We start from the raw sequence: 19,399 nt of genomic DNA on the forward strand, positions 1-19,399 counted from the left end.
CCCCTACACCGTGAACGACCAGTTCATGGTCACCACGGCGCTCACCATCGCCCACTGGAACAGGGAACACGGCGCCCGCCCCCGCCCCCTCCCCACCAGCATGCCCGTGGACGACCGCCCCCGCGACACCACCATGCCCATCGGCAACGGCACCCGACTCGTCGAAGTCCCCTTCGCACCAGACGAGTTGGACCACCCCCCGATGGCCGACCTGCTGCGCCGCACGGCAACCCGCACCCGTGCCCTCAAGTCCCTCCCCCGCCCCCAGCTCGGCCACGGCGCCTCCCTCCTGACCGCCCCGGTCACCCCCGTGGCGTGGCGTGCCGCGCTCACCCGGGGTCTGCGCAGGGCCGCCGCGCCCTGGACCTCGACGACCCTCCTCAGCAACATCGGGCGGATCCCGTACCCCCTGGACTTCGGCGAGGAGGCCGGCCGCGCGCACGCCGTGTGGTTCTCCGCGCCGGCCCGGATGCCCCGCGGCCTCACCGTCACCACCGCCTCCACCGCGGGCCGCCTCCACCTCGCCCTGCGCTGGTCGCGCGCCCTGCTCGGCCACGGCGACGGCGCCCACCTGCGGGACCTCTTCGAGCACTACCTGCACACCACGGAGGCCGGCACATGACCTCTACCGAGCAACTCCCCAAAGATCTCCGGGACTTCTACGAGGACCCCGCCGTCCCCGTGGCCTCCGGCACCCCGCGTTCCCTCCGCCAGGCCCGCATGCTGGCAGCCGCCCTCGGCACCGAGAGGGCCCGGACGATCCTCGACATCGGCTGCGGCGACGGCACCGCCGCGGCCACCGCCGCCCCGCTCCTCCCCGGCCACCGCATCATCGGCGTCGACTGGTCCCAGGACGCCCTGAAACGTGCCCGCGCCCACCTGACGTACGCGATCCGCGGTGAACTCACAGGCGACGGCCTGCCGTTCGGCACCGGCTCCGCCGACGCCGTGCTGTTCAGCGAGGTGATCGAGCACCTCGTGGACCCGGACGCCGCGCTCGACGAGATCCGCCGCGTCCTGCGCCCGGGAGGCCACCTCATGCTGTCCACCCCCAACCTGGCGGCCTGGTACAACCGCGCCCTGCTGCTGGCCGGTGTCCAGCCCGTGTTCTCGGAGGTGAGCCTGCGGGCCGTTCACGGCCGACCCGGGCGGGAGGTCGTAGGACATCTGCGGCTGTACACGGCCCGCGCGCTGAGGGAGTTCGTCACGGCGGCCGGCTTCGAGGTCGTACGGCTCGAAGGGGCTCCCTTCCACGGCGTACCGCGTCCGCTGCGACCGTTCGACCGGCTGGCCTGTGCCAGACCGTCGCTCGCGTCGATCCTGCTCCTCCATGCACGAAGGACGTAGGCGATGTGGTGGGGAGTGGCCGCGGCCCTGCTGGCGAACGTCCTCTACAGCACCGGATTCGTCCTGGAGAAGCGGGCGTTGGCCACTCTGCCCGAGGTCAGCATCCGCCGGCCGGTCCGCCTGCTCGGGCTGGTGCTGCGCAGCCCGCTGTGGATCGGCGGGTCGCTCTCCCTCGCAGCCGGATTCGGTGCGCAGCTCGCCGTCTACCGGACGCTGCCGATCGCCGCCGCGCAGGGCATCTTCGTCTCCGGTCTGGTCCTGCTCGTGCTGCTGTCCGCCCGCCTGCTGGGCGAGGAGACCACCGGCCGCGAGCGGTACGCGCTGGGCGCGATCCTCGCCGCGCTGCTCATGGTCGTCCTGTCGCTGAACGAGAGGTCCGACACCGTGAGCCAGGAGGCGCCGTACCCGCTGATCCTGCTGGTGTGCGTGCCGTCGCTGGCGGCGGGCGTGGGGCTGTACAACGCCGCCGAGCGCCGCACCCGGCACCGGCACCGCGCGCCGACCACGGGCGTCGAGTACGGCGTGGCGGTGGGGCTGCTGTACGGCGTCAGCTCGCTCGCGATCAAGGGCATGTCGAGTTACCTGACGGCGAGTGGTCTCGGCGGGGCCCTTCTCGACGTGCTCCGCTCCCCGTATCCGTATCTCCTGCTCTTCACCGGCGCATTCGGTCTCGTCATGTCGCAGGCGGCGCTGCAACGCTGCCGGGCCTCGCTGATCGTGCCCGTGTGCACGACCGTGACCTGCCTGTACACGGCGGTGCTCGGCACGCTCTCGTTCGGTGAGGCACTGCCGCACGACCCGATCAGACTCGCGCTGCGCCTCGCGGGCATCGTGCTCGCCGTCGCCGTACTGCTGAGCATGCCCAAGCACGACCAGGCGCCCCAACCCTCCCTCGGTGCCAAGGAGTTGACACCCCCGTGAAACCCGACGACCCACTGCTGAAGATCCTCGCGTGCCCGCTCGACAAAGGGCCGCTGCACCTCGTCCCTGCGGACGGACCGGAACAGACCGAGGTCCTCTACAACCCGCGCCTGCAGCGGCGTTATCCGATCGTCGACGGCATCCCCCAACTGCTGCCGTCCTCCGGGGAACAGGTCTCGGACGACGAGCACAACGAGCTACTGAAACGGACGGCTCCATGACGGGCCCCGCACGCACCTGGGCGGCCCGGGTGGCCCCCCACCTCCCCACCCGTCTGGTCGCCGCTGCCGCCAGAGCCGTGTACCCGCGGTTCGAACCGGAGTTGGCGCGACTCGCCGACCTGTGTCCGGCGGGCTGCGGTACGGCCGTGGACGTCGGCGGCTGGTACGGCCCCTGGACGCGGCGGCTGTCCGGACGGGCGCGCCGGGTGGTGACCGTCGAGCCGGTGCCCCATCTGGCACGGCTGCTGACCTCGGCGGCCCCGGCGAACGTCCGGGTGATCCAGGCCGCCGCCGCGGACCGTCCGGGCACCGCCCGCCTGTGGCTGCCGCCGGACGACGCGGGCGACCGGGGTGTGTCGTCACTGGTCCGCCGGGACATCCACGGCCGCGCGGTGGAGGTGCCCTGCATCACCCTCGACGAACTGGCCCTGCGCGACGTCGGCTTCATCAAGGTCGACGTGGACGGGAGCGAGCTGGCGGTGCTGCGCGGAGCGACGGGGCTGCTGGCGCGCGACCGGCCGGCCCTCTTCGTCGAGCTGGAGTCCCGTATCCAGCCGATCGCGCCGGTGGTGACGTACCTGTCCATGCTCGGCTACGACGGCTGGGTGCTGCCCCGCGACAACTGGGTGCCGCTGGCCGGCTTCCCGCTGGAGGCCCACCAGTCGGTGGCCTCGTACGTCGTCGCGCACGGGCTGCTGCGCCGCGTCCTGCCGTTCCGCAAGCGCCCCCGGTACGTGAACTCGGTGCTGTTCCTCCCGGACGGCCGCCGTCCGGGGCACCGGCAGGTGGGGGACGATGGTGCGCATGTCCTCCGGAAAGCCCCCGGCTAGCCCCTTCACCCGTCTCGACTTCCAGCTGGTGCTGCTGCGCCGCATGGCCGATCACAACCCCGATCTGGTGGAGAACGCCCGCCACGAGCTGGGCGTCTCGATCGCGGACATGCGGGAGGCCAACAAGCGGTGGCAGGCGATGGTCCGCTCCCCGCGGTCCCGGTCCGCCGCCTCCCGCTACCGCTCGATCCTGGGCGAGCCCGAGTCGGTACTCACCCGCAGGATCGGCGACCTGGAGTGCGAGGCCCGCCTCTGGCCCCTACCCCTCTGGCCGGACCTCCGCTTCGAGGTGCTCCTCGCCCCGAACGGTGCCGTCTGGAACGAGTGGCTGATCCGCACCCCAGGGACCGAAGGACCTTCGCTGCGGACCCTCGACGACCTCACCCCCTGGTCGTGCACGGTCGACGAGGCGGCCCGCGCCTTCGCCCCGGCCCGCCCGCTCCAGGGGACGGCGCCGACGCGCTGGGGGCTGGCCTTCAGCGCCCCGGACGGCCGGGGCGTGCGGTGGGAGTGTGTCGCCGAGTTCACGTGGGGGCTGTTGCAGCGGGTGGCGGTCAACGACCGGTCCGCCGATGGCGACTAGCGCCGGCCAATCCAGGTCCTCCCCCTCCCTCGGCCCCACTCCCCCGAGGCTCTCCGTGGGTGGCGGCACCGGCCCGCCGACGCGGCGCGGGTGCTGCTCGGCCCGGCCCGCGGCGCCGAAATCGTCTTCGTCGGACGGGACGAGGCCGAGACCGTGTGGGGCACCGGCAAGGCGGCGGAGGTCCGGGACCTGCTCCGCCCCGCCCGCGTCGTCGTGGTCAAGGACGCCGGGCACAGCGCGACGGCGTACACGGAGGACGGCGAGGAGACCTTCGTCCGCACGCCCCCGTCCCGGGTCGTCGAACGGGTCGGCGCCGGCGACGCGTTCGCCGCGGGCCATCTGTCGGCGGCGCTGCTCGAAGGGCGCGGCGCCAGGGAGGGCCTGCGCCGCGGCCACCGGCCGGCCGCCGCGGCCCTGGGCACCCGGGACGACGTACCGACCTGATCAGCGAGCCGCCGCCAGGATCGCCTCGACCACCGCCCGCACCGAGTCCGGATGCAGGAACAGGAACAGGTTCGGCTCGACCAGCTCCAGCTCCATCACCAGCGGCCGGCCGTCCTCCCCGTCCACCAGGTCGACCCGGGCGTACAGCACCTCCTGCGCGTCCGGTACGGCGGCCAGGGCCCGCTCGGCGACGGACACTTCGGCCGGGGTCGGGGTCCAGGGCTCCAGGCCGGGATGGGCGACCTTGTCGGCGTCGAAGGCCGTGCCGGGGGCGAGGACGGCCCGCTTGCGGCTGGCATGGAGCAGACGCCCGCCGAAGAACTGCAACGCCCGCTCACCACGCTCGTCGATGCCCTTCATGTACGGCTGCACCATCGCCGTGAGCCCCTCCTCGTGCATGTGCGCGAGGTGTCGTACGGCCCTCTCGTGCTGCTCGGGCGTGTAGCGCGCGGCGTAACGGGCGCCGGCCCCGGAAGCGGGCTTGACGACGTACTCGTGGTCGCCGGGGAGGTCGACGGCGTCACCCGGCGCGACGTACCGGGTGGAGACGACGGGCACACCGGCCGCCGTCAGATCCCCGAGGTACCGCTTGTCGGTGTTCCACCGCACCACCTCGGCCGGGTTCGCCAGCCGCGTGGCCTTGGCGCAGCGCTCCGCCCACGCCACGAACTCGGCCGCCCGCCAGCTGTAGTCCCAGGTGGACCGGATGACGGCGATGTCGTAGGCCCCCCAGTCGACACCGGCGTCGTCCCAGAACACGGCGTCCGCCTCGGCCCCGGCCGCGCGCAGCGCCGCCAGCAGGACGGGCAGGTCGGCGTCCTTGCCGGCCTTCGGCCGGGGGTCGTAGGTGACGAGGGCGACTCGGGGCACGGCGGACTCCTTCTCATACGGCTCGGCTGGCAGGCTAACCGCCGCCCCCGCAACCGCGACAACCCGTTTGACCTTCCCCTTCGGGGAAGCCCCAGCATCGGTGGCGGGCACCAAGGAATCCGGGGGTACGCATGGACGACGGCCTGCTGACGATCGGCACGTTCGCGAAGGCCTGCCGGCTGTCGCCCAAGGCGCTGCGGCTGTACGACGAGCTGGAGCTGCTGCGTCCGGCGCGGGTGGACCCCGGCACGGGATACCGGTACTACGCGGTCGAGCAGCTGGAGCAGGCGCGGCTGGTGGCGTGGCTGCGGCGGCTGGGGATGCCGCTGGCCCGGATCCGCGAGGTGTGCGAGACGTACGCCCTCGACTCCGGGGCCGCCGCCCGGGAGATCCGCGCGTACTGGGCGCGGGTCGAGGCGGATACGGCCGTACGGCGGGACCTCGCCGCGTTCCTCGTGGACCAACTGACCGAAACACCGAGGAAGGACACCACCATGCTGGAACTGCGCTACTTCGCCCACTCGGACCGGGGGCGGGTCCGCCCCGAGAACCAGGACACGGCGTACGCGGGCACCCGGCTGCTCGCGGTCGCGGACGGCTTCGGCGCGGCGGGCGCGCCCGCGAGCAGCGCCGCAGTGGAGGCGCTGAGGTTCCTGGACACGGAGGAGGTCCCCGCGGGCAACGTCCTCAACCTGCTGGAGGACGCGGTGCGGGGCGCGACGGAAGCGGTCCGGGACGTCACCCGGGGCGCGGACGACATCGGCACCACCCTGACCGCCCTGCTGTGGACGGGCTCCCGCCTCGCCCTGGTCCACATCGGCGACTCCCGCGCGTATCTGCTTCGCGACGGCGGCCTCTTCCGCATCACCCACGACCACACGATGGTCCAGTCGCTGATCGACGAGGGCCGCCTCACCCCCGAGGAGGCCGCCGCCCACCCCCAGCGCTCCCTGCTTCTGAAGGCCCTCCCGCCCACCGCCCCCGCGACCCCGGACCTCCGCCTCCACGACGCCCACCCCGGCGACCGCTACCTCCTCTGCTCCGACGGCCTGCCCACCGTCGTCCCCGACGACCGCATCCGCACCCTGCTCACCTCCACGCCGGCTCCGGACGAGGCCGCACGCACCCTCGTCGCCGAGGCGAACAAGGCCGGCGGCCCGGACAACGTGAGCTGTGTGGTGGCGGACGTGGTGGAGGCGGCGGCCTAGGGAGTGTCCGGCTCCCAGTCCAGCAACCGCACCTTCGCGACCGTGCGGACATGGCGGCGCATCGCGGTGGCCGCCTGTTTCGGCCGCCCCGCGGCGATGGCGTCGAGGATCGTCTGATGCTGAGTCAGGGAGCGCTTGGGGCGGTGGGGTTGGCGGAGGGATTCGGTGCGGCTCTCGGCGATCTGGACGGCGATGGAGCGCATGAACTCGGCGAGGAGGCTGCTGTGGGCGGCCGCGGTGACCGCCGCGTGGAACAAGCGGTCGCCCTCGATGCCGTGACCGCCCGCCTCGATCTCCTCGGCCATGTGGGCGAGCGCGGACCGCATCGCCGCGAGGTCGTCGTCCGTGCGGCGCTCGGCGGCCAGTTCGGCGAGTTTCGTCTCCAGGGCCTCGCGGGCCTCCAGGACGTCCGGGAGGCGCCGGCGGCGCTCGACCATCTTCTCGACGGGCTCGACGTCCAGGCTGTCGCGGACCAGGTACGTCCCCCCGCCGTGCCGTGCCTCCACCAGCCCCTGTACCTCCAGGACCACGATCGCCTGCTTGACCGAGGCCCGGCTGACACCCAGGCGCTGGGCCAGGTCTCGCTCGGGCGGGAGGCGGTCACCGGCCTTCAGGCCGCCCTCGGCGACGTACTGGCGCAGGCGGTCGAGCACCTGCTCGTACAGGCGCTGTTTCGTCATGGGGCGCAGGGCGTCGGTCACGGGGTCCCCCCTTCGTCGGGAGCGTAACACCGGCCGTTCCGGTGGCCGAGTGGCTGAGCCAATTCCTGCGCGACCCCTTGACTGCGGCCCGGTGTGCGCCCACGCTAACCAGCCAGTCGACCTGTAAGTGGCTCAGCCACTCGGCCACTCTCCCCCCACCCCCACCACCACCGGCCGCCCTCCACACAACCGCTCCGGGACCCAAAGACGGGAGCCCGTATGTCCCCCGAACTCATCTCGATCCTCGTCCTCGTCGTGGTGTTCGTCATCGCCACCACCCGTTCCGTCAACATGGGCGCGCTCGCTTTCGCCGCCGCCTTCGCGGTCGGTGAGCTCGTCGCCGACCTCGACGCGGACGGCATCTTCGCCGGCTTCCCCGGCGACCTGTTCGTCGTGCTCGTCGGTGTCACGTACCTCTTCGCCATCGCGCGGGCCAACGGCACGACCGACTGGCTGGTGCACGCGTCCATCCGGCTCGTCCGGGGGCGCGTCGCGCTGATCCCCTGGGTCATGTTCGCGATCACCGGCGCGCTCACCGCGATCGGCGCGGTCAGTCCGGCCGCGGTCGCGATCGTCGCGCCCATCGCGCTGAGCTTCGCCGCCCGCTACGGGATCAGTCCGCTGCTGATGGGCGCGATGGTGGTGCACGGTGCCCAGGGCGGCGGCTTCTCGCCGATCAGCATCTACGGCACCATCGTCAACGGCATCGTCGAGCGCGAGAAGCTGCCGGGGAACGAGATCGCCCTGTTCCTCGCCTCGCTGTTCGCCAATCTGGTCATCGCGGCGGTCGTCTTCGTCCTGTTCGGCGGGCTGAAGCTGTGGGCGCGAGGGGCCCTCGCCCCGGACGGGGACTCCGGGGAGGGGGACCTGCCGGAGGGCGGTACCGGTACCCGTACGCCTGCCGAGACCGGCGACGGCACCAGCCCTTCCCGCACCGCCACCGTGGTCGAGGCCCACCCCGAAACCCCCGACACCCCCCGCCTCACCCCCGCCCGGATCGCCACCCTCGCCGCCCTGGTCGCCCTCGTCGTCGCCGTCCTGGCCCTCGACCTCGACGCCGGTCTGACCGCGATCACCCTCGCGGTGCTCCTGAGCAGCGTCTGGCCGGAGGACAGCCGCAAGGCGGTCGGGCAGATCGCCTGGTCGACGGTGCTCCTGATCTGCGGTGTCCTGACGTACGTCGGTGTCCTGGACGAGATGGGCACCATCACCTGGGCCGGCGAGGGCGTCAGCGGCATCGGCGTCCCGCTGCTGGCCGCCGTACTGCTCTGCTACATCGGCGCGATCGTGTCCGCGTTCGCCTCCTCCGTGGGGATCATGGGCGCACTGATCCCGCTCGCCGTGCCGTTCCTCGCGCAGGGCGAGATCGGGGCGGTCGGCATGGTGGCGGCGCTCGCGGTGTCGGCGACGGTGGTGGACGTCAGCCCGTTCTCCACGAACGGCGCGCTGGTGCTGGCGGCGGCGCCGGACGTCGACCGTGAGCGTTTCTTCAGGCAGTTGATGGTCTACGGAGGGATCGTGGTCGCGGTGGTACCCGCGGTGGCGTGGCTGGTGATGGTCGTACCGGGCTGGGGGTAGTCACAGCGCACGACGGACAGCGGCAGACAGCAGACGGCAGACAGCGGCAGACAGCGGCAGACAGCAGCAGTCGGCGACATTGAAGGAGCAAGACGCGTGACCTCTCTCTTCCCGGCCCTGACCGACGGCAGGACCGACCGTCCCGCCCTCCGGTTCGGCGACCGCTCCCTGACGTACGGCGAGCTCGGCGCCGCTTCCGGTGCCCTCGCGGCGCGGATCGGCGCGGCGGGCAGAGTGGCCGTGTGGGCGACGCCGGCGCTGGAGACCGCGGTGGCGGTCCTGGCGGCGCTCCAAGCCGGCGTCGCCGCGGTGCCGCTCAACCCGAAGTCCGGGGAGAAGGAGCTCGGGCACATCCTGACGGACAGCGCGCCGTCGGTGGTGCTGGCCGCTCCCGGAGACCAACTCCCATCCGCTCTGCGGGACTTGAAGCGCATCGACGTCGACGTGCAGGCCACCGACCCGGCCCCCGGCAACGACGACGCGACCGGCGACGACAACGCGTCCGACGACGACCCCGCCCTGGTCGTCTACACCTCGGGCACCACCGGCCCGCCCAAGGGCGCCGTCATCCCCCGCCGGGCGATCGCCGCCACCCTGGACGCCCTCGCCGACGCCTGGCAGTGGACCGGCGACGACGTGCTCGTGCACGGCCTGCCCCTGTTCCACGTCCACGGCCTGGTCCTGGGCATCCTGGGCCCGCTGCGGCGGGGCGGATCGGTCCGCCACCTGGGCCGGTTCGGCACGGACGGCGTGGCACGCGAGCTGAACGCCGGCGCGACGATGCTGTTCGGCGTCCCGACGATGTACCACCGCATCGCGGAGACGCTCCCCGGCGACCTGGCGCTGGCCGAGGCCCTGAGCCGGGCGCGGCTGCTCGTGTCCGGCTCCGCCGCGCTGCCGGTGCACGACCACGAGCGGATCACGACCGCGACGGGGCAGCGCGTCATCGAGCGGTACGGCATGACGGAGACGCTGATGAACACGAGCGTCCGGGCGGACGGCGAGCCGCGGGCGGGCACGGTCGGGGTCCCGCTGCCGGGAGTCGAGCTGCGGCTCGTGGAGGAGGACGGGTCGCCGATCACGTCGTACGACGGCGAGACCGTGGGCGAGATCCAGGTGCGCGGCCCGAACCTGTTCACCGAGTACCTCAACCGCCCGGACGCCACGGCCGCCGCCTTCACCGCCGACGGCTGGTTCCGCACCGGCGACATGGCGGTGCGCGACCCCGACGGCTATGTCCGCATCGTCGGCCGCAAGGCCACCGACCTGATCAAGAGCGGGGGTTACAAGATCGGGGCGGGCGAGATCGAGAACGCGCTGCTGGAGCATCCGGGGGTGCGGGAGGCCGCGGTCACCGGCGAGCCGGACGCCGACCTGGGCGAGCGGATCGTGGCGTGGATCGTGCCGGAGGACCCCGAATCACCGCCCGCGGCAGAGGAGTTGGCGGACCACGTGGCGAGCCGGCTCGCCCCGCACAAGCGTCCCCGGGTGGTCCACCACCTCGCTTCCCTCCCCCGCAACGACATGGGGAAGATCATGAAGCGGGCGCTGATCCGTGACTGACCGCCGGACCGCCCGCGAGACCATCGCGACGATCACCGACGACTTCACCGAACTCCCGTATCCGGCAAGGGACTCCAGGCCCGACGGCCCGCTCGCCTGGCAGGGCTACGACGCCTCGCGCGCCCGCGCCGCCGACCGCACCGGCGAGCAGGAGTCCGTCGTCTGCGGCACCGGGCACGTGGAGGGCACGCGGGCGGTACTGATCGCGTTCGAGTTCGGCTTCCTGGGCGGCTCGCTGGGTGAACGTACCGGGGACCGGCTGGAGGCGGCGTACACGTACGCCCGCGAACACCGTCTCCCGGTCGTCCCGTTGATCGCCACCGGCGGCAGCCGCATGCAGGAGGGCATGCTCGCGCTGACCCAACTCCAGCGCGTGGCACGGCAGTCGGCGCTCACCACAGAGGCGGGGCTGCCGCAGATCGCGGTACTGCGGGACCCGACCACCGGCGGCGGCTGGGCCACGCTGGGCGCGGGCGCCGACGTGATCCTCGCGCTGCCGGGCGCGCAGGTCGGCTTCGCGGGGTCCCGGGTCCGGCCGCCGGACGCGGACCCGGCGGCGTACACGGCCGAGGCGCAGGTGGCGGCGGGGTCGGCGGACGCGGTCGTACGCCCCGAAGACCTGCGCGGAACCCTGGGCCGATGGCTGAGCCTGCTGACGGCACCGTCGACCGCCCCCGCACCACCCCCACCACCCCTCGGCACGACGGACCTCCCGGCCACGGGCTGGGCCGCGGTCCAGCGCGCCCGCTCGCCCCGACGCCCGCGCGCGGAAAGCTACTTGAGCGCCTACTTCACCCGTCGGGTCGCGATCCGCGGCGACCGCTGCGGCGGCACCGACCCCGACGGCATGCTGTGCGGCTTCGGCGAGCACGAGGGCCGCACGGTCGCCTACGCCGCCCAGACCGGCACGGCGACCCGCCCCGCCGGCTACCGCACCGCCACCCGCCTGATCCGCCTCGCCGACCGCCTCGGCATCCCGGTCCTCACCCTGGTGGACACGCCCGGCGCGGCCAACGACGCCGAGGCCGAGCGGCAGGGCGCGGGCGCCGCGATCGCGGACCTGTTCGGCGCGATGGCCACAGCCCGAACCCCGGTCACCACCCTGCTGATCGGCGAGGGCGGCTCGGGCGGAGCGCTGGCCCTGGCGGCACCCGGCAACACCTGGGCCACGCCGGACAGTTACTTCTCGGTGATCGCGCCCGAGCTCGCGGCGGCGATCCTGAAACGGCCGCCGGGGGAGGTCGAGGCGACGGCGGACGAACTCCGCATCCGGCCACAGGACTTGGCTGAACTGGGCGTGGTCCGGCATGCAACACGCGACAACCTCAAGTACCGTCCGTAACAATAGGGATGCTCAGTGCTGCGAGAGCGGTACGAGAGCGGTACGAGAGTGCTGCGAGAGCGGTACGAGAGCGGTACGAGAACGGACGACAGAACGACGGGGGCGCCGTGGAACGCTTAGTGGAGTTCGAGACCGCCGACGGCGCCGTGGTGTCGGTCGAGGCCGTCGAGGAGCGGTCCGGCTCCCGGTTGGTGTCCCGCGGGGACGGGACGGTCCAGGCGGCCCGCACCTTCGAGGGCGCACTCGAAGGGGTGCGCGCCGCCGCCTCCTCCGCGCTCCGCGTCTTCCGCGACGGCTCGCTGCGGCCCGACGGCATCGAGATCGAGTTCGGGGTGAAGCTGTCCGCCGAGACCGGCGCGATCATCGCGAAGGGGACGGCCGAGGGCCACCTGGTGGTGAAGCTGACCTGGTCGCCGGGGGCGGCCACCGAGACCGGCACCCCTTCGGCCGCAGCCGCGAACAGTACGCCCTCGTCCGTCCCGGAGCCCAGCACCGCCTCATGAACAGCGCCGAGTGGCACGCCCGGATCGAGTGCGGGGGTCAGGTGGCCGGGGCCGGCTTCCTGGTGTCCCCGAACACGGTGCTGACCTGCGCCCATGTCGTGCAGCGGGAGCCCGCGGGACTGACCGTGACGTTCACGGAGCGCCCCGGCTCCCCCGCCGTCCCGGCCCGTGTCGTCGCCCACGGCGGCTGGGCGGGAGGTGCCACCGACCCGGGGGACCTGGCGGTCCTGGAGCTGGAGCGGGAGGTGCCGATCGCCCCGGCCGCGCTGGCGCCCGTCGACACCGCACACGGCGTGACCGCACCCCGCAAGCTCGTCGTGTACGGCTTCCCGGTCGGCTTCGACGAGGGCACGCTCGCCGAGTACCGCATCACCGCACCGCAGTTGATCAACCGGGAGTGGATCCAGCTGGAGGCCTGGCAGCCGGGCGGCCAGCCGCTGGCCCCCGGGTTCAGCGGCTCGGCGGTCACGCTCGTCGACACCGGCGAGGTCGTCGGCATGGTCACGGCGGAGGGCGCCCCGGGCGTGCGAAACGGCCGGATGATGCCCACCGAGGTCATGGTCCGCCACTGGCCCGATCTGGAAGGCCTGGTGCCCACCTCGGACCATGCGACCGCCGACCGGACCCGGCTGCGCGAGCTGGTGGAGCGGGCGGTCCGCGTGAATCTGGAGTGCGATCCGGTACGGCTCTACACCGCGGCCGCCGACCGGTTCGACCCGCTGCCGCCCGAAGAGGGCTTCGACTCCCTCCGGTCGGCGGCGCTGTTCGTGCTGTGCGAACTCGACGGACCCGGTGCGGCCGGCACGGTCACCCGGTTCGCCGACCACCTGGAGACCCTGCTGGAAGCCCTGTTCCGGGCTCCCGCGCCCGCCGAACCGGAGGCCCCCGAGTGGTCGCCCATCCTGGTCGAGCTGGCGCACAGCGGCGCCGGTGACGACCTGGTCCGCGTGGAGGTGTCCGCGTACAGCGGAGGGCGCCGCCACCCGGTCGACTCGGACACGGTCCCGCAGACCCGGCTGCGCGCCTGGGTCCAGGACCGGATCGAGGCCGCGTTCCGCTGCCTCACCCCCGGCGCCGACGAGCTGATCGCGTTCGTGCTGCCCCGGGACTGGCTCGACTGGCCGGTCGACCGCTGGGAGAGCGCCCCGGACGACGCCACCCCGCTCGGCTGTCTCTACCCTCTCGTCGTCACCGACCACGCCCGCCGCAAGACCAGCACCCGGCACGTCCTGACCCGGGCCTGGAAACGCCTCGACTCCTCGCCGGGCGCGCGGGTGCACCGCGTCGAGTGCGCCGGCCCCGAGGAACCCGGCCGGCTCCGGATGAGGCTGCGCAGGCCCGACGCCTGTCTCGCCGGCTTCGCCACCGCGCCGGCCGCGGCCCGCACCCGCCCGCACTTCGACACCTCGCTCACCGCTCCGGCCCCGGTGATCGTGTGGTCGCGCAGCGGCTGCGGCGCCGGCCAGGAAGCGGACTGCGGAGGTACGGCCGCCGTGTGCACCGGCAAGTCGTTCCTGGACGAACTCGACGCCCACGTCGCCCATGTGCCGCCCGCCGAACTCCCCCGGCACGTCCTGGCCCTGCGCGAGGAGGCCGACGCGGAGGAAGGCCACTGGGCCACGGACATCCAGCTGCTGTGGGACGACCCGCGCTGCTTCACCGACCCGCACGACACCGCCGCCCACGTCCGCTCCCCCGTGGCGTGACCCACCCCAGGCAAGCCCCCCACAGGAATCCAGCAAGAAAGGGCCCGGAGACCACCTCATGGCGCACTGGTCCGTCTACACCGGCAAGAGCGAGCCGCACGACGGCATCGACGAGCTGCCCGCCCCTCCACCGTGGCGGGCCTTCGACGGCGGTCCCGCGCTGCCACCGCCCGCCGACGGGGAGGACGAGGCCGCCGTCTCCCCGGACCGCATGCACCGCGCGAAGACGTACGTCGCGTCGCCGGAGACCGTCCAGCTCGTCAACGCCGCGCTCTGTCTGCGCCGCCCGCTGCTGGTCACCGGACCGCCCGGCACGGGCAAGTCCTCCCTGGCGTACGCCGTAGCCCGCGAGCTGCGCCTCGGCCCGGTCCTGCGCTGGAACATCACCAGCCGCAGCACCCTCGCCGACGGCCTCTACCAGTACGACCCGTTGTCCCGGCTGTACGCCGCCCGGCCCGGACCGGGAAGCGACCCCGGTGGCCGGGGCGGTGTGGAGGACCACCTGCGCCTCGGTCCCCTCGGCACCGCCCTGCTCCCCTACGAGCACCCCCGCGCCCTGCTCGTCGACGAGATCGACAAGAGCGACCTCGACCTGCCCAACGACCTCCTCAACGTCCTCGAGGAGGGCCAGTACGAGATCCCCGAACTGGTCCGCGCGGCCCGCCACTCCGCCGCCGACGGCACGGCGGAGGTCCTCACCGACGGTACGGACACCTCGGTCACCCTCACCCGCGGCCGGGTACGCTGCCGCGCCTTCCCCTTCGTCGTCCTGACCAGCAACGGCGAACGCGAGTTCCCGCCCGCCTTCCTGCGCCGCTGCGTCCGCCTCAAGCTGCGCCGCCCCGACCGAGGGCGGCTCACCGACATCGTCCGCGCCCACCTCGGCAGCCCGGACGGCGAGGCCGAGCCCCTGATCACCCGCTTCCTGGAGCGCGCTGGCAGCGGCGAGCTGGCCACCGACCAGCTCCTGAACGCCATCTACCTCACCGGGGTCGCCGGCCTCGACGCCGCCTCCCGCGACGAGCTGGCCGAGCAGCTGATGCCGTACCTGAGCGCGGCGGCGGACGGCGATGGCTTCTGAGGGGGCGGGTTCGCATCCGGAGGCCGACGACGCCTCCCCCGTCGCCCGGCTGTCCGCGCTCCTGGCCGCCGCGGCGGGTACCGGCGGACCGACCCCGCGCGAGCTGGCGGAACTGCTGTGGCTGGCCGCACAGTTGGAGCGTACGGAGGAGGAGCCGAGGTCTGCGGGCGCGCAGCCCACGGCCGCGTCCCCGGCGCCGGACGCCCCTGTCGTAGTACCGCCCGGACCCGAGGCCGAACGGCCACGACCGTCGGACCAGGCTCCCACCCCGCACCACGACGAGCGGGTCCCGCTGCTCCTCCCCTCCCCCGCGCCCCAGGCCGCCGGCCCGAACAGCGGCGGCGCACGCTTCCTCGCCCCCGCGCCCCCGATGCTGCACGACCCCCTCGCGCTGCAGCGGGCCCTGCGTCCCCTCAAACGCAAGGTGCCTTCGCCGCGCGCCCGGGTCCTGGACGAGCGGGCGACGGCCGACCGGATCGCCCGGCTGGGCGCACACCCCGAGGTGTGGGTGCCCGTGCTGCGTCCCGCCCCCGACCGCTGGCTGCGTCTCAACCTCGTGCACGACACCGGCCCCACGATGCCGGTGTGGCGCCCCCTGGTCCGCGAACTGCACACGGTCCTCGCCCAGTCGGGCATCTTCCGCACGGTGACCCTGCACCCGGCCGGCCCCGACGGCCGGGCCCGACAGGTCCCGGCCCTGGACGACCGCCGCATGGTCACCCTCGTGGTCAGCGACTGCATGGGCCCGCAGTGGCGTCCGGGCGAGGCGGGTACGCGCTGGTACGGCACGCTGCGCCACTGGGCGACCCGCATGCCGGTGGCGGTGGTCCAGCCGCTCCCCGAACGCCTGTGGCACACAACGGCATTGCCCGCCGAACCGGGCCTGCTGACAGCGCCGGCCGCGGCGGCCCCGTCCTTGGCGCTCGGCTTCATGCCGTACGACCTGGACACCTCACCGCCGGCCGCCGCCGTCCCCCTCCCCGTCCTGGAGCCGGGCGCGCCCTGGCTCGCCAACTGGGCCGCGCTGCTGGCCGACCCGGGCGGTGGCCGGATGCCCGGGGCGGCGGCCTGGCTGCCGAGACTTCCGGGACTCGTCGCCGAACCAGCCCACGACATGGGCGAGTCGGGTCCGGAGGACCTGGTGCTGCGCTTCCGCGCCACCGCGTCCCCGGAGGCGTTCCGCCTTGCCGGGCACCTCGCACTGGCCGTCCCCTCCGTGCCGGTGATGCGCCTCGTCCAGCGCACCGTGGACCGCGAGCCGCGCCCGCAGCACCTGGCCGAGGTGATCCTCAGCGGCATGCTGAAGGCCGTCCCCGGACCGGCGGGCACCTATGAGTTCCGGCCAGGCGTAAGGGAGTTGCTTCTGCGGTCACTGCCGCGTACCGCCCGGGGGCGGACGCGGGAGTTCCTGGCACAGGTCGGCGGGCTGATCGACGAGCGGGCGGGGCTCGCGGCGGGGGAGTTCCGGGCGGAGACGGGCGGGGCCTCCGGTGCGGGTTCGGTGTTCGCGACGGTCAGTGAGGAGACGGTACGGCGGCTGGGAGGGAGCGGGTCGGAGCGGCTGGTCGGGGGGCGCTACCGGATCGTCGGGGAGCGTGGTCCGGGTCAGCGGATCTGGGAGGCCGTGGATGTGCGGACCGGGGAGCGGGTGGTCGTGCACCTGTATCCGGAGCAGGCGGAGCGGCATCGGGAACGGTTCCTGCGGGAGGCGGCCGCGCTGGCCGAGGTCGACAGTCCCTACGTGGTGCGGGTGCTGGACTTCGGGGTGGACGGGGAAAGGCCGTATCTGGTCGTGGAGTTCGTGGACGGGGTGACCGTGCGGGAGGTGACGGAGGGGGGCCTGCTCCAGGTCCCCTTCACGATGTTCACGCGCCTGACCCGTCAGGGAGTGGCGGGGCTGGAGGCCCTGCACGCACGCGGCCTGGTGCGCGGGCAGCGGGGCGTGCTGGGGCTGTTGCTGCGGCCGGACGGCTCCGTACTGATCTGCCGGTTCGCTCTCGGTGAGGAGTCCCTGGGCAGGGATCCTGACGCGGACTACCGCGAATTCGACTGGATGCTCCGGCAGTTCGCCCCTCTGGTGTCGAAGGCACCACCGGAGCACCGGGGGCTGCTGGACCGGATCACGGGCGGCGACCTGGGCGCACCCACCCGCGTCGCAGCCGAGGAGTTCGCGAACGTCGAACCCCCCGAGCCGGGCCGGTTCACCCTGCTCGGCGCGCTGCGGATCAACCACCCGGGCTCCTCCCCCCTGACCTCACCCTCACTCGATGTCCAGGCGCTGCTGTGCATGCTGCTCCTCAGGCACGGCCGACGCCTGACCTACGACGAACTGGCCCGGGGCATGTGGGACGACCCGCCCGCACCGGGCGAGGCCGCGCGCATCATCGACGCTCTGTCCGCACAGGTGTGGCCGCTCGTCGAGCCCTGCCCGCTCGTCGCCCTCTCCGACGGCTACGCACTGCATGCGGCGGACTACCGCATCGACGTGGACCTGTGCGAGAAGCTCGGCAACCGCGGCACCGACGAGTCCTCCGAACTCCGACGCACCCGACTCCGCCAGGCCCTGGACCTCTTCTACGGCGATCCCCTCGACGGCGTCCCCGGCCCCGCCGCCCGGATCGCCCGCACCCGCCTGCGCGCCCTCCGCGACGAACTCACCGGCGAGCTGGCCGAGTTGGACAGCGCCAACGCCGCCCGGCGCTCCGCGATCCTCTTCGAGGCCGACGACCTGAGCCGCCCCGAGGCCCGTATCTCCCTCGAGTACGCGGTGCACGAGTTCCTGTCCCGCGGCACCCTCGCCCCCCATCACCACGAGGTGCGCGTCCGCGACAACGGCTACGTCGTCCTCGTCGACCCCGACGCCTACCTGCTCCCCCTTCTCGCAGCCGTCCTGCGCGGACTCCCCGAGGCCTTCGCCAGGATGGCCGACCCGCCGCGTCTCCAGGTGACGTTCCGGGACGGGCCCGGCCTGCCTCCCGAACTGGCCGCCCTCCAGGACCGCAGCCCCTCCGACCTCCTGGTCGTCGTCCCGCCCGCGCTGTACGAGGAGTTCGCGGCCAGCTCCGCCGCCCTCGGCACCCAGCGCTTCCAGCCGCTGTTCGGCAGCACCGCACCGGACACCCCGCCCATCGCCTGGTACTGCACCCTCACCCCGTCGCAACCCCACACCGACGACAGCGACCTGGTCCGCGGTCCTTTGATCACCCACGACCTCCACAGCCTCGGCATCCCCGCCCCCGGCCGCAGCGCCATCGTCCACGCCCAGCCCGACGGCCCCCTCACCCTCCTCAACCCGGCCCAGCCGCACGGCACGCGGCCGCCCCGGGCGACGACGTACTACGAGGTCGACCTCACCACCCACCAGGCGTTCCACCAGGTGTCCCTGCCCAGCTCCGGCAAGGGCGCCTTTCAGGCCGCCGTCGAACTGTCCTGGCATGTCGAGGACCCGGTCGCGTTCGTGCACGGCGAGGTCCCCCGCATCGCCGAGGTCCTGCTCGACCACCTGCTCACCGCGGCCGGCCGGATCACCCGGCGTCATCCCCTGCGCCGGGCGGGCGCGGCCCAGCGGGCGGTGAATTCGGGGCTGCGCACGTCGCGGCCGGTGCCGGGGCTGTCGGTGTCGTACTCGGTGCAACTGGCGCCGGAGGGGTCGCCGTTGCCCGTACCGCAACGGACGGTGCCCGCACGGCGCCCGCTGTCCGACGTACTGGCCGAGGCCGAGACCGTGCTGCTCGGTTTCGACGGCCCCGTCACCCGCCTGTACTCGGCGCAGACCGCCCGCGAGGCCGCGCTCGACCTGCTCTCCGTCGTCGCCGAGCACCGCGACCCGGAAGACGCGCAGGCCGGGCGGCACCCCCTGCCCACAGCCGACGGCCCCGGGCGGGAGGTCTTCGTGCACCCTCTGGACGTACTGCGGGCCTTCGCGCACGACCGTCTCGGACCCCTGCTGCTCCAGCGCCTCGACGGGATCGAACTGCGGGCCGTCCCGGACGCGCCCACGACGCACAACTCCGTCGCCCTGGTGCGCGCCCTGCACGCCGCCGGCCGCCGCGTCCTGGTGGTCACGGACGTCTGCGAACAGGCCGTCCACCGCTACCTGGAGCCGTACCGCCTTCCCCTGGCCGGCATCCACGGCCGCAGCGACAATCTCGGCCGGCTGATGCCGCACCCCGACTGCCTCCTGCGCGCCCTGAGCTCCCCCGCCACACCCGCTCCCACCGGCGTGCTGATCGGCTCCACGGTCGCCGAACTCACCGCCGCCCAGCAGGTCGGCCTCCATTTCATCGGTCTGGCCCGCAACCCGACCGTCGACCAGCGGCTGCGCGAGGCCGGCTGCGAGATCACGGTTCCCTCCCTCGCTCCGGTCCTGCAAGCCGCCCGCTCCCTCTGACGTCACCCGGCCCTCACGCCATGTTCGGACGGTCCGCAAGGGACAAACCCCCATTCAGCGGCACCCCACCCGGCCCACCCCAACACGCGCCCCTCCCCCACCCGCCGCACG

At 73.5% G+C, this 19,399-nt stretch carries 16 protein-coding genes and 1 pseudogene; 15 read left to right on the forward strand and 2 right to left on the reverse strand.

The features are described from left to right. The 7 genes and pseudogenes from ADK57_RS40635 to ADK57_RS40665 all read left to right on the forward strand — a co-directional run. Positions 1–622 (forward strand): annotated as a pseudogene (locus ADK57_RS40635) (condensation protein); the annotation flags it as partial. Next, positions 619–1,347, forward strand: a complete 729-nt coding sequence (locus ADK57_RS40640; RefSeq protein ID WP_053754763.1) for a class I SAM-dependent methyltransferase — start codon at positions 619–621, stop codon at positions 1,345–1,347. The pseudogene ADK57_RS40635 and the gene ADK57_RS40640, both read left to right, overlap by 4 nt. 15 nt (positions 1,348–1,362) lie before the next feature. Continuing rightward, complete coding sequence (locus ADK57_RS40645) at positions 1,363–2,268, forward strand: hypothetical protein (protein ID WP_053754790.1); 906 nt, start codon at positions 1,363–1,365, stop codon at positions 2,266–2,268. Further along, complete coding sequence (locus ADK57_RS40650; protein WP_053754764.1) at positions 2,265–2,489, forward strand: Trm112 family protein; 225 nt, start codon at positions 2,265–2,267, stop codon at positions 2,487–2,489. Before ADK57_RS40645 ends, ADK57_RS40650 begins: the two co-directional genes overlap by 4 nt. Further along, complete coding sequence (locus ADK57_RS40655; RefSeq protein WP_053754765.1) at positions 2,486–3,319, forward strand: FkbM family methyltransferase; 834 nt, start codon at positions 2,486–2,488, stop codon at positions 3,317–3,319. The genes ADK57_RS40650 and ADK57_RS40655 overlap by 4 nt, the downstream gene beginning before the upstream one ends. Next, entirely contained in the window at positions 3,285–3,902 is a 618-nt protein-coding gene (locus tag ADK57_RS40660) for a hypothetical protein (RefSeq protein ID WP_053754766.1), read from the forward strand. The genes ADK57_RS40655 and ADK57_RS40660 overlap by 35 nt, the downstream gene beginning before the upstream one ends. Positions 3,903–3,992: 90 nt before the next feature. Next, positions 3,993–4,346 carry a PfkB family carbohydrate kinase gene (locus ADK57_RS40665; protein WP_234390566.1) on the forward strand — a complete coding sequence of 118 codons (354 nt, stop codon included), beginning with the start codon at positions 3,993–3,995 and terminating at the stop codon, positions 4,344–4,346. Here the strand turns inward: ADK57_RS40665 and ADK57_RS40670 are convergent, their stop codons facing one another. After that, positions 4,347–5,216, reverse strand: a complete 870-nt coding sequence (locus ADK57_RS40670; RefSeq protein ID WP_053754767.1) for an ATP-grasp domain-containing protein — start codon at positions 5,214–5,216, stop codon at positions 4,347–4,349. It abuts the gene before it with no gap. Between the two features lie 131 nt (positions 5,217–5,347). Here ADK57_RS40670 and ADK57_RS40675 point away from each other — a divergent pair, with 131 nt between their 5' ends. Continuing rightward, positions 5,348–6,424: a MerR family transcriptional regulator gene (locus tag ADK57_RS40675; protein WP_053754768.1), complete on the forward strand. Its 1,077-nt coding sequence runs from the start codon at positions 5,348–5,350 to the stop codon at positions 6,422–6,424. Here the strand turns inward: ADK57_RS40675 and ADK57_RS40680 are convergent. Further along, complete coding sequence (locus tag ADK57_RS40680; protein WP_053754769.1) at positions 6,421–7,125, reverse strand: FadR/GntR family transcriptional regulator; 705 nt, start codon at positions 7,123–7,125, stop codon at positions 6,421–6,423. The two genes, ADK57_RS40675 and ADK57_RS40680, sit on opposite strands and share 4 nt — an antisense overlap. Before the next feature lie 219 nt (positions 7,126–7,344). Here ADK57_RS40680 and ADK57_RS40685 point away from each other — a divergent pair, with 219 nt between their 5' ends. From ADK57_RS40685 to ADK57_RS50725, 7 genes are all read left to right on the forward strand, one after another. Next, positions 7,345–8,703, forward strand: a complete 1,359-nt coding sequence (locus ADK57_RS40685) for an SLC13 family permease (RefSeq protein ID WP_053754770.1) — start codon at positions 7,345–7,347, stop codon at positions 8,701–8,703. Between the two features lie 96 nt (positions 8,704–8,799). Continuing rightward, positions 8,800–10,266: an acyl-CoA synthetase gene (locus tag ADK57_RS40690; protein WP_053754771.1), complete on the forward strand. Its 1,467-nt coding sequence runs from the start codon at positions 8,800–8,802 to the stop codon at positions 10,264–10,266. After that, the gene (locus ADK57_RS40695) at positions 10,259–11,608 is read left to right on the forward strand and encodes a carboxyl transferase domain-containing protein (protein ID WP_053754772.1); all 1,350 of its coding nucleotides are present in this window, start codon (positions 10,259–10,261) and stop codon (positions 11,606–11,608) included. The genes ADK57_RS40690 and ADK57_RS40695 overlap by 8 nt, the downstream gene beginning before the upstream one ends. 107 nt (positions 11,609–11,715) lie before the next feature. Continuing rightward, entirely contained in the window at positions 11,716–12,111 is a 396-nt protein-coding gene (locus tag ADK57_RS40700) for a CU044_2847 family protein (RefSeq protein WP_053754773.1), read from the forward strand. Next, on the forward strand, positions 12,108–13,817 hold the full coding sequence (locus ADK57_RS40705) for a trypsin-like peptidase domain-containing protein (RefSeq protein WP_053754774.1): 1,710 nt from the start codon (positions 12,108–12,110) through the stop codon (positions 13,815–13,817). Before ADK57_RS40700 ends, ADK57_RS40705 begins: the two co-directional genes overlap by 4 nt. 58 nt (positions 13,818–13,875) lie before the next feature. Beyond that, positions 13,876–14,898: an AAA family ATPase gene (locus tag ADK57_RS40710; protein ID WP_053754775.1), complete on the forward strand. Its 1,023-nt coding sequence runs from the start codon at positions 13,876–13,878 to the stop codon at positions 14,896–14,898. Continuing rightward, a complete protein-coding gene (locus ADK57_RS50725; RefSeq protein WP_199830790.1) occupies positions 14,888–19,288 on the forward strand; it encodes an SAV_2336 N-terminal domain-related protein in 4,401 nt (1,466 codons plus the stop codon). The genes ADK57_RS40710 and ADK57_RS50725 overlap by 11 nt, the downstream gene beginning before the upstream one ends. Positions 19,289–19,399 lie beyond the last annotated feature (111 nt).

The sequence above is a fragment of the Streptomyces sp. MMG1533 genome, assembly GCF_001279775.1.
Lineage (GTDB): Bacteria > Actinomycetota > Actinomycetes > Streptomycetales > Streptomycetaceae > Streptomyces.

What these genes read in the sequence shown, in the direction of transcription:
- ADK57_RS40675 (WP_053754768.1), top strand. Translation starts at nt 5,348, where the DNA reads ATGGACGACGGCCTGCTGACGATCGGCACGTTCGCGAAGGCCTGCCGG.
- ADK57_RS40660 (WP_053754766.1), top strand. Translation starts at nt 3,285, where the DNA reads ATGGTGCGCATGTCCTCCGGAAAGCCCCCGGCTAGCCCCTTCACCCGT.
- ADK57_RS50725 (WP_199830790.1), top strand. Translation starts at nt 14,888, where the DNA reads ATGGCTTCTGAGGGGGCGGGTTCGCATCCGGAGGCCGACGACGCCTCC.
- ADK57_RS40655 (WP_053754765.1), top strand. Translation starts at nt 2,486, where the DNA reads ATGACGGGCCCCGCACGCACCTGGGCGGCCCGGGTGGCCCCCCACCTC.
- ADK57_RS40640 (WP_053754763.1), top strand. Translation starts at nt 619, where the DNA reads ATGACCTCTACCGAGCAACTCCCCAAAGATCTCCGGGACTTCTACGAG.
- ADK57_RS40710 (WP_053754775.1), top strand. Translation starts at nt 13,876, where the DNA reads ATGGCGCACTGGTCCGTCTACACCGGCAAGAGCGAGCCGCACGACGGC.
- ADK57_RS40705 (WP_053754774.1), top strand. Translation starts at nt 12,108, where the DNA reads ATGAACAGCGCCGAGTGGCACGCCCGGATCGAGTGCGGGGGTCAGGTG.
- ADK57_RS40685 (WP_053754770.1), top strand. Translation starts at nt 7,345, where the DNA reads ATGTCCCCCGAACTCATCTCGATCCTCGTCCTCGTCGTGGTGTTCGTC.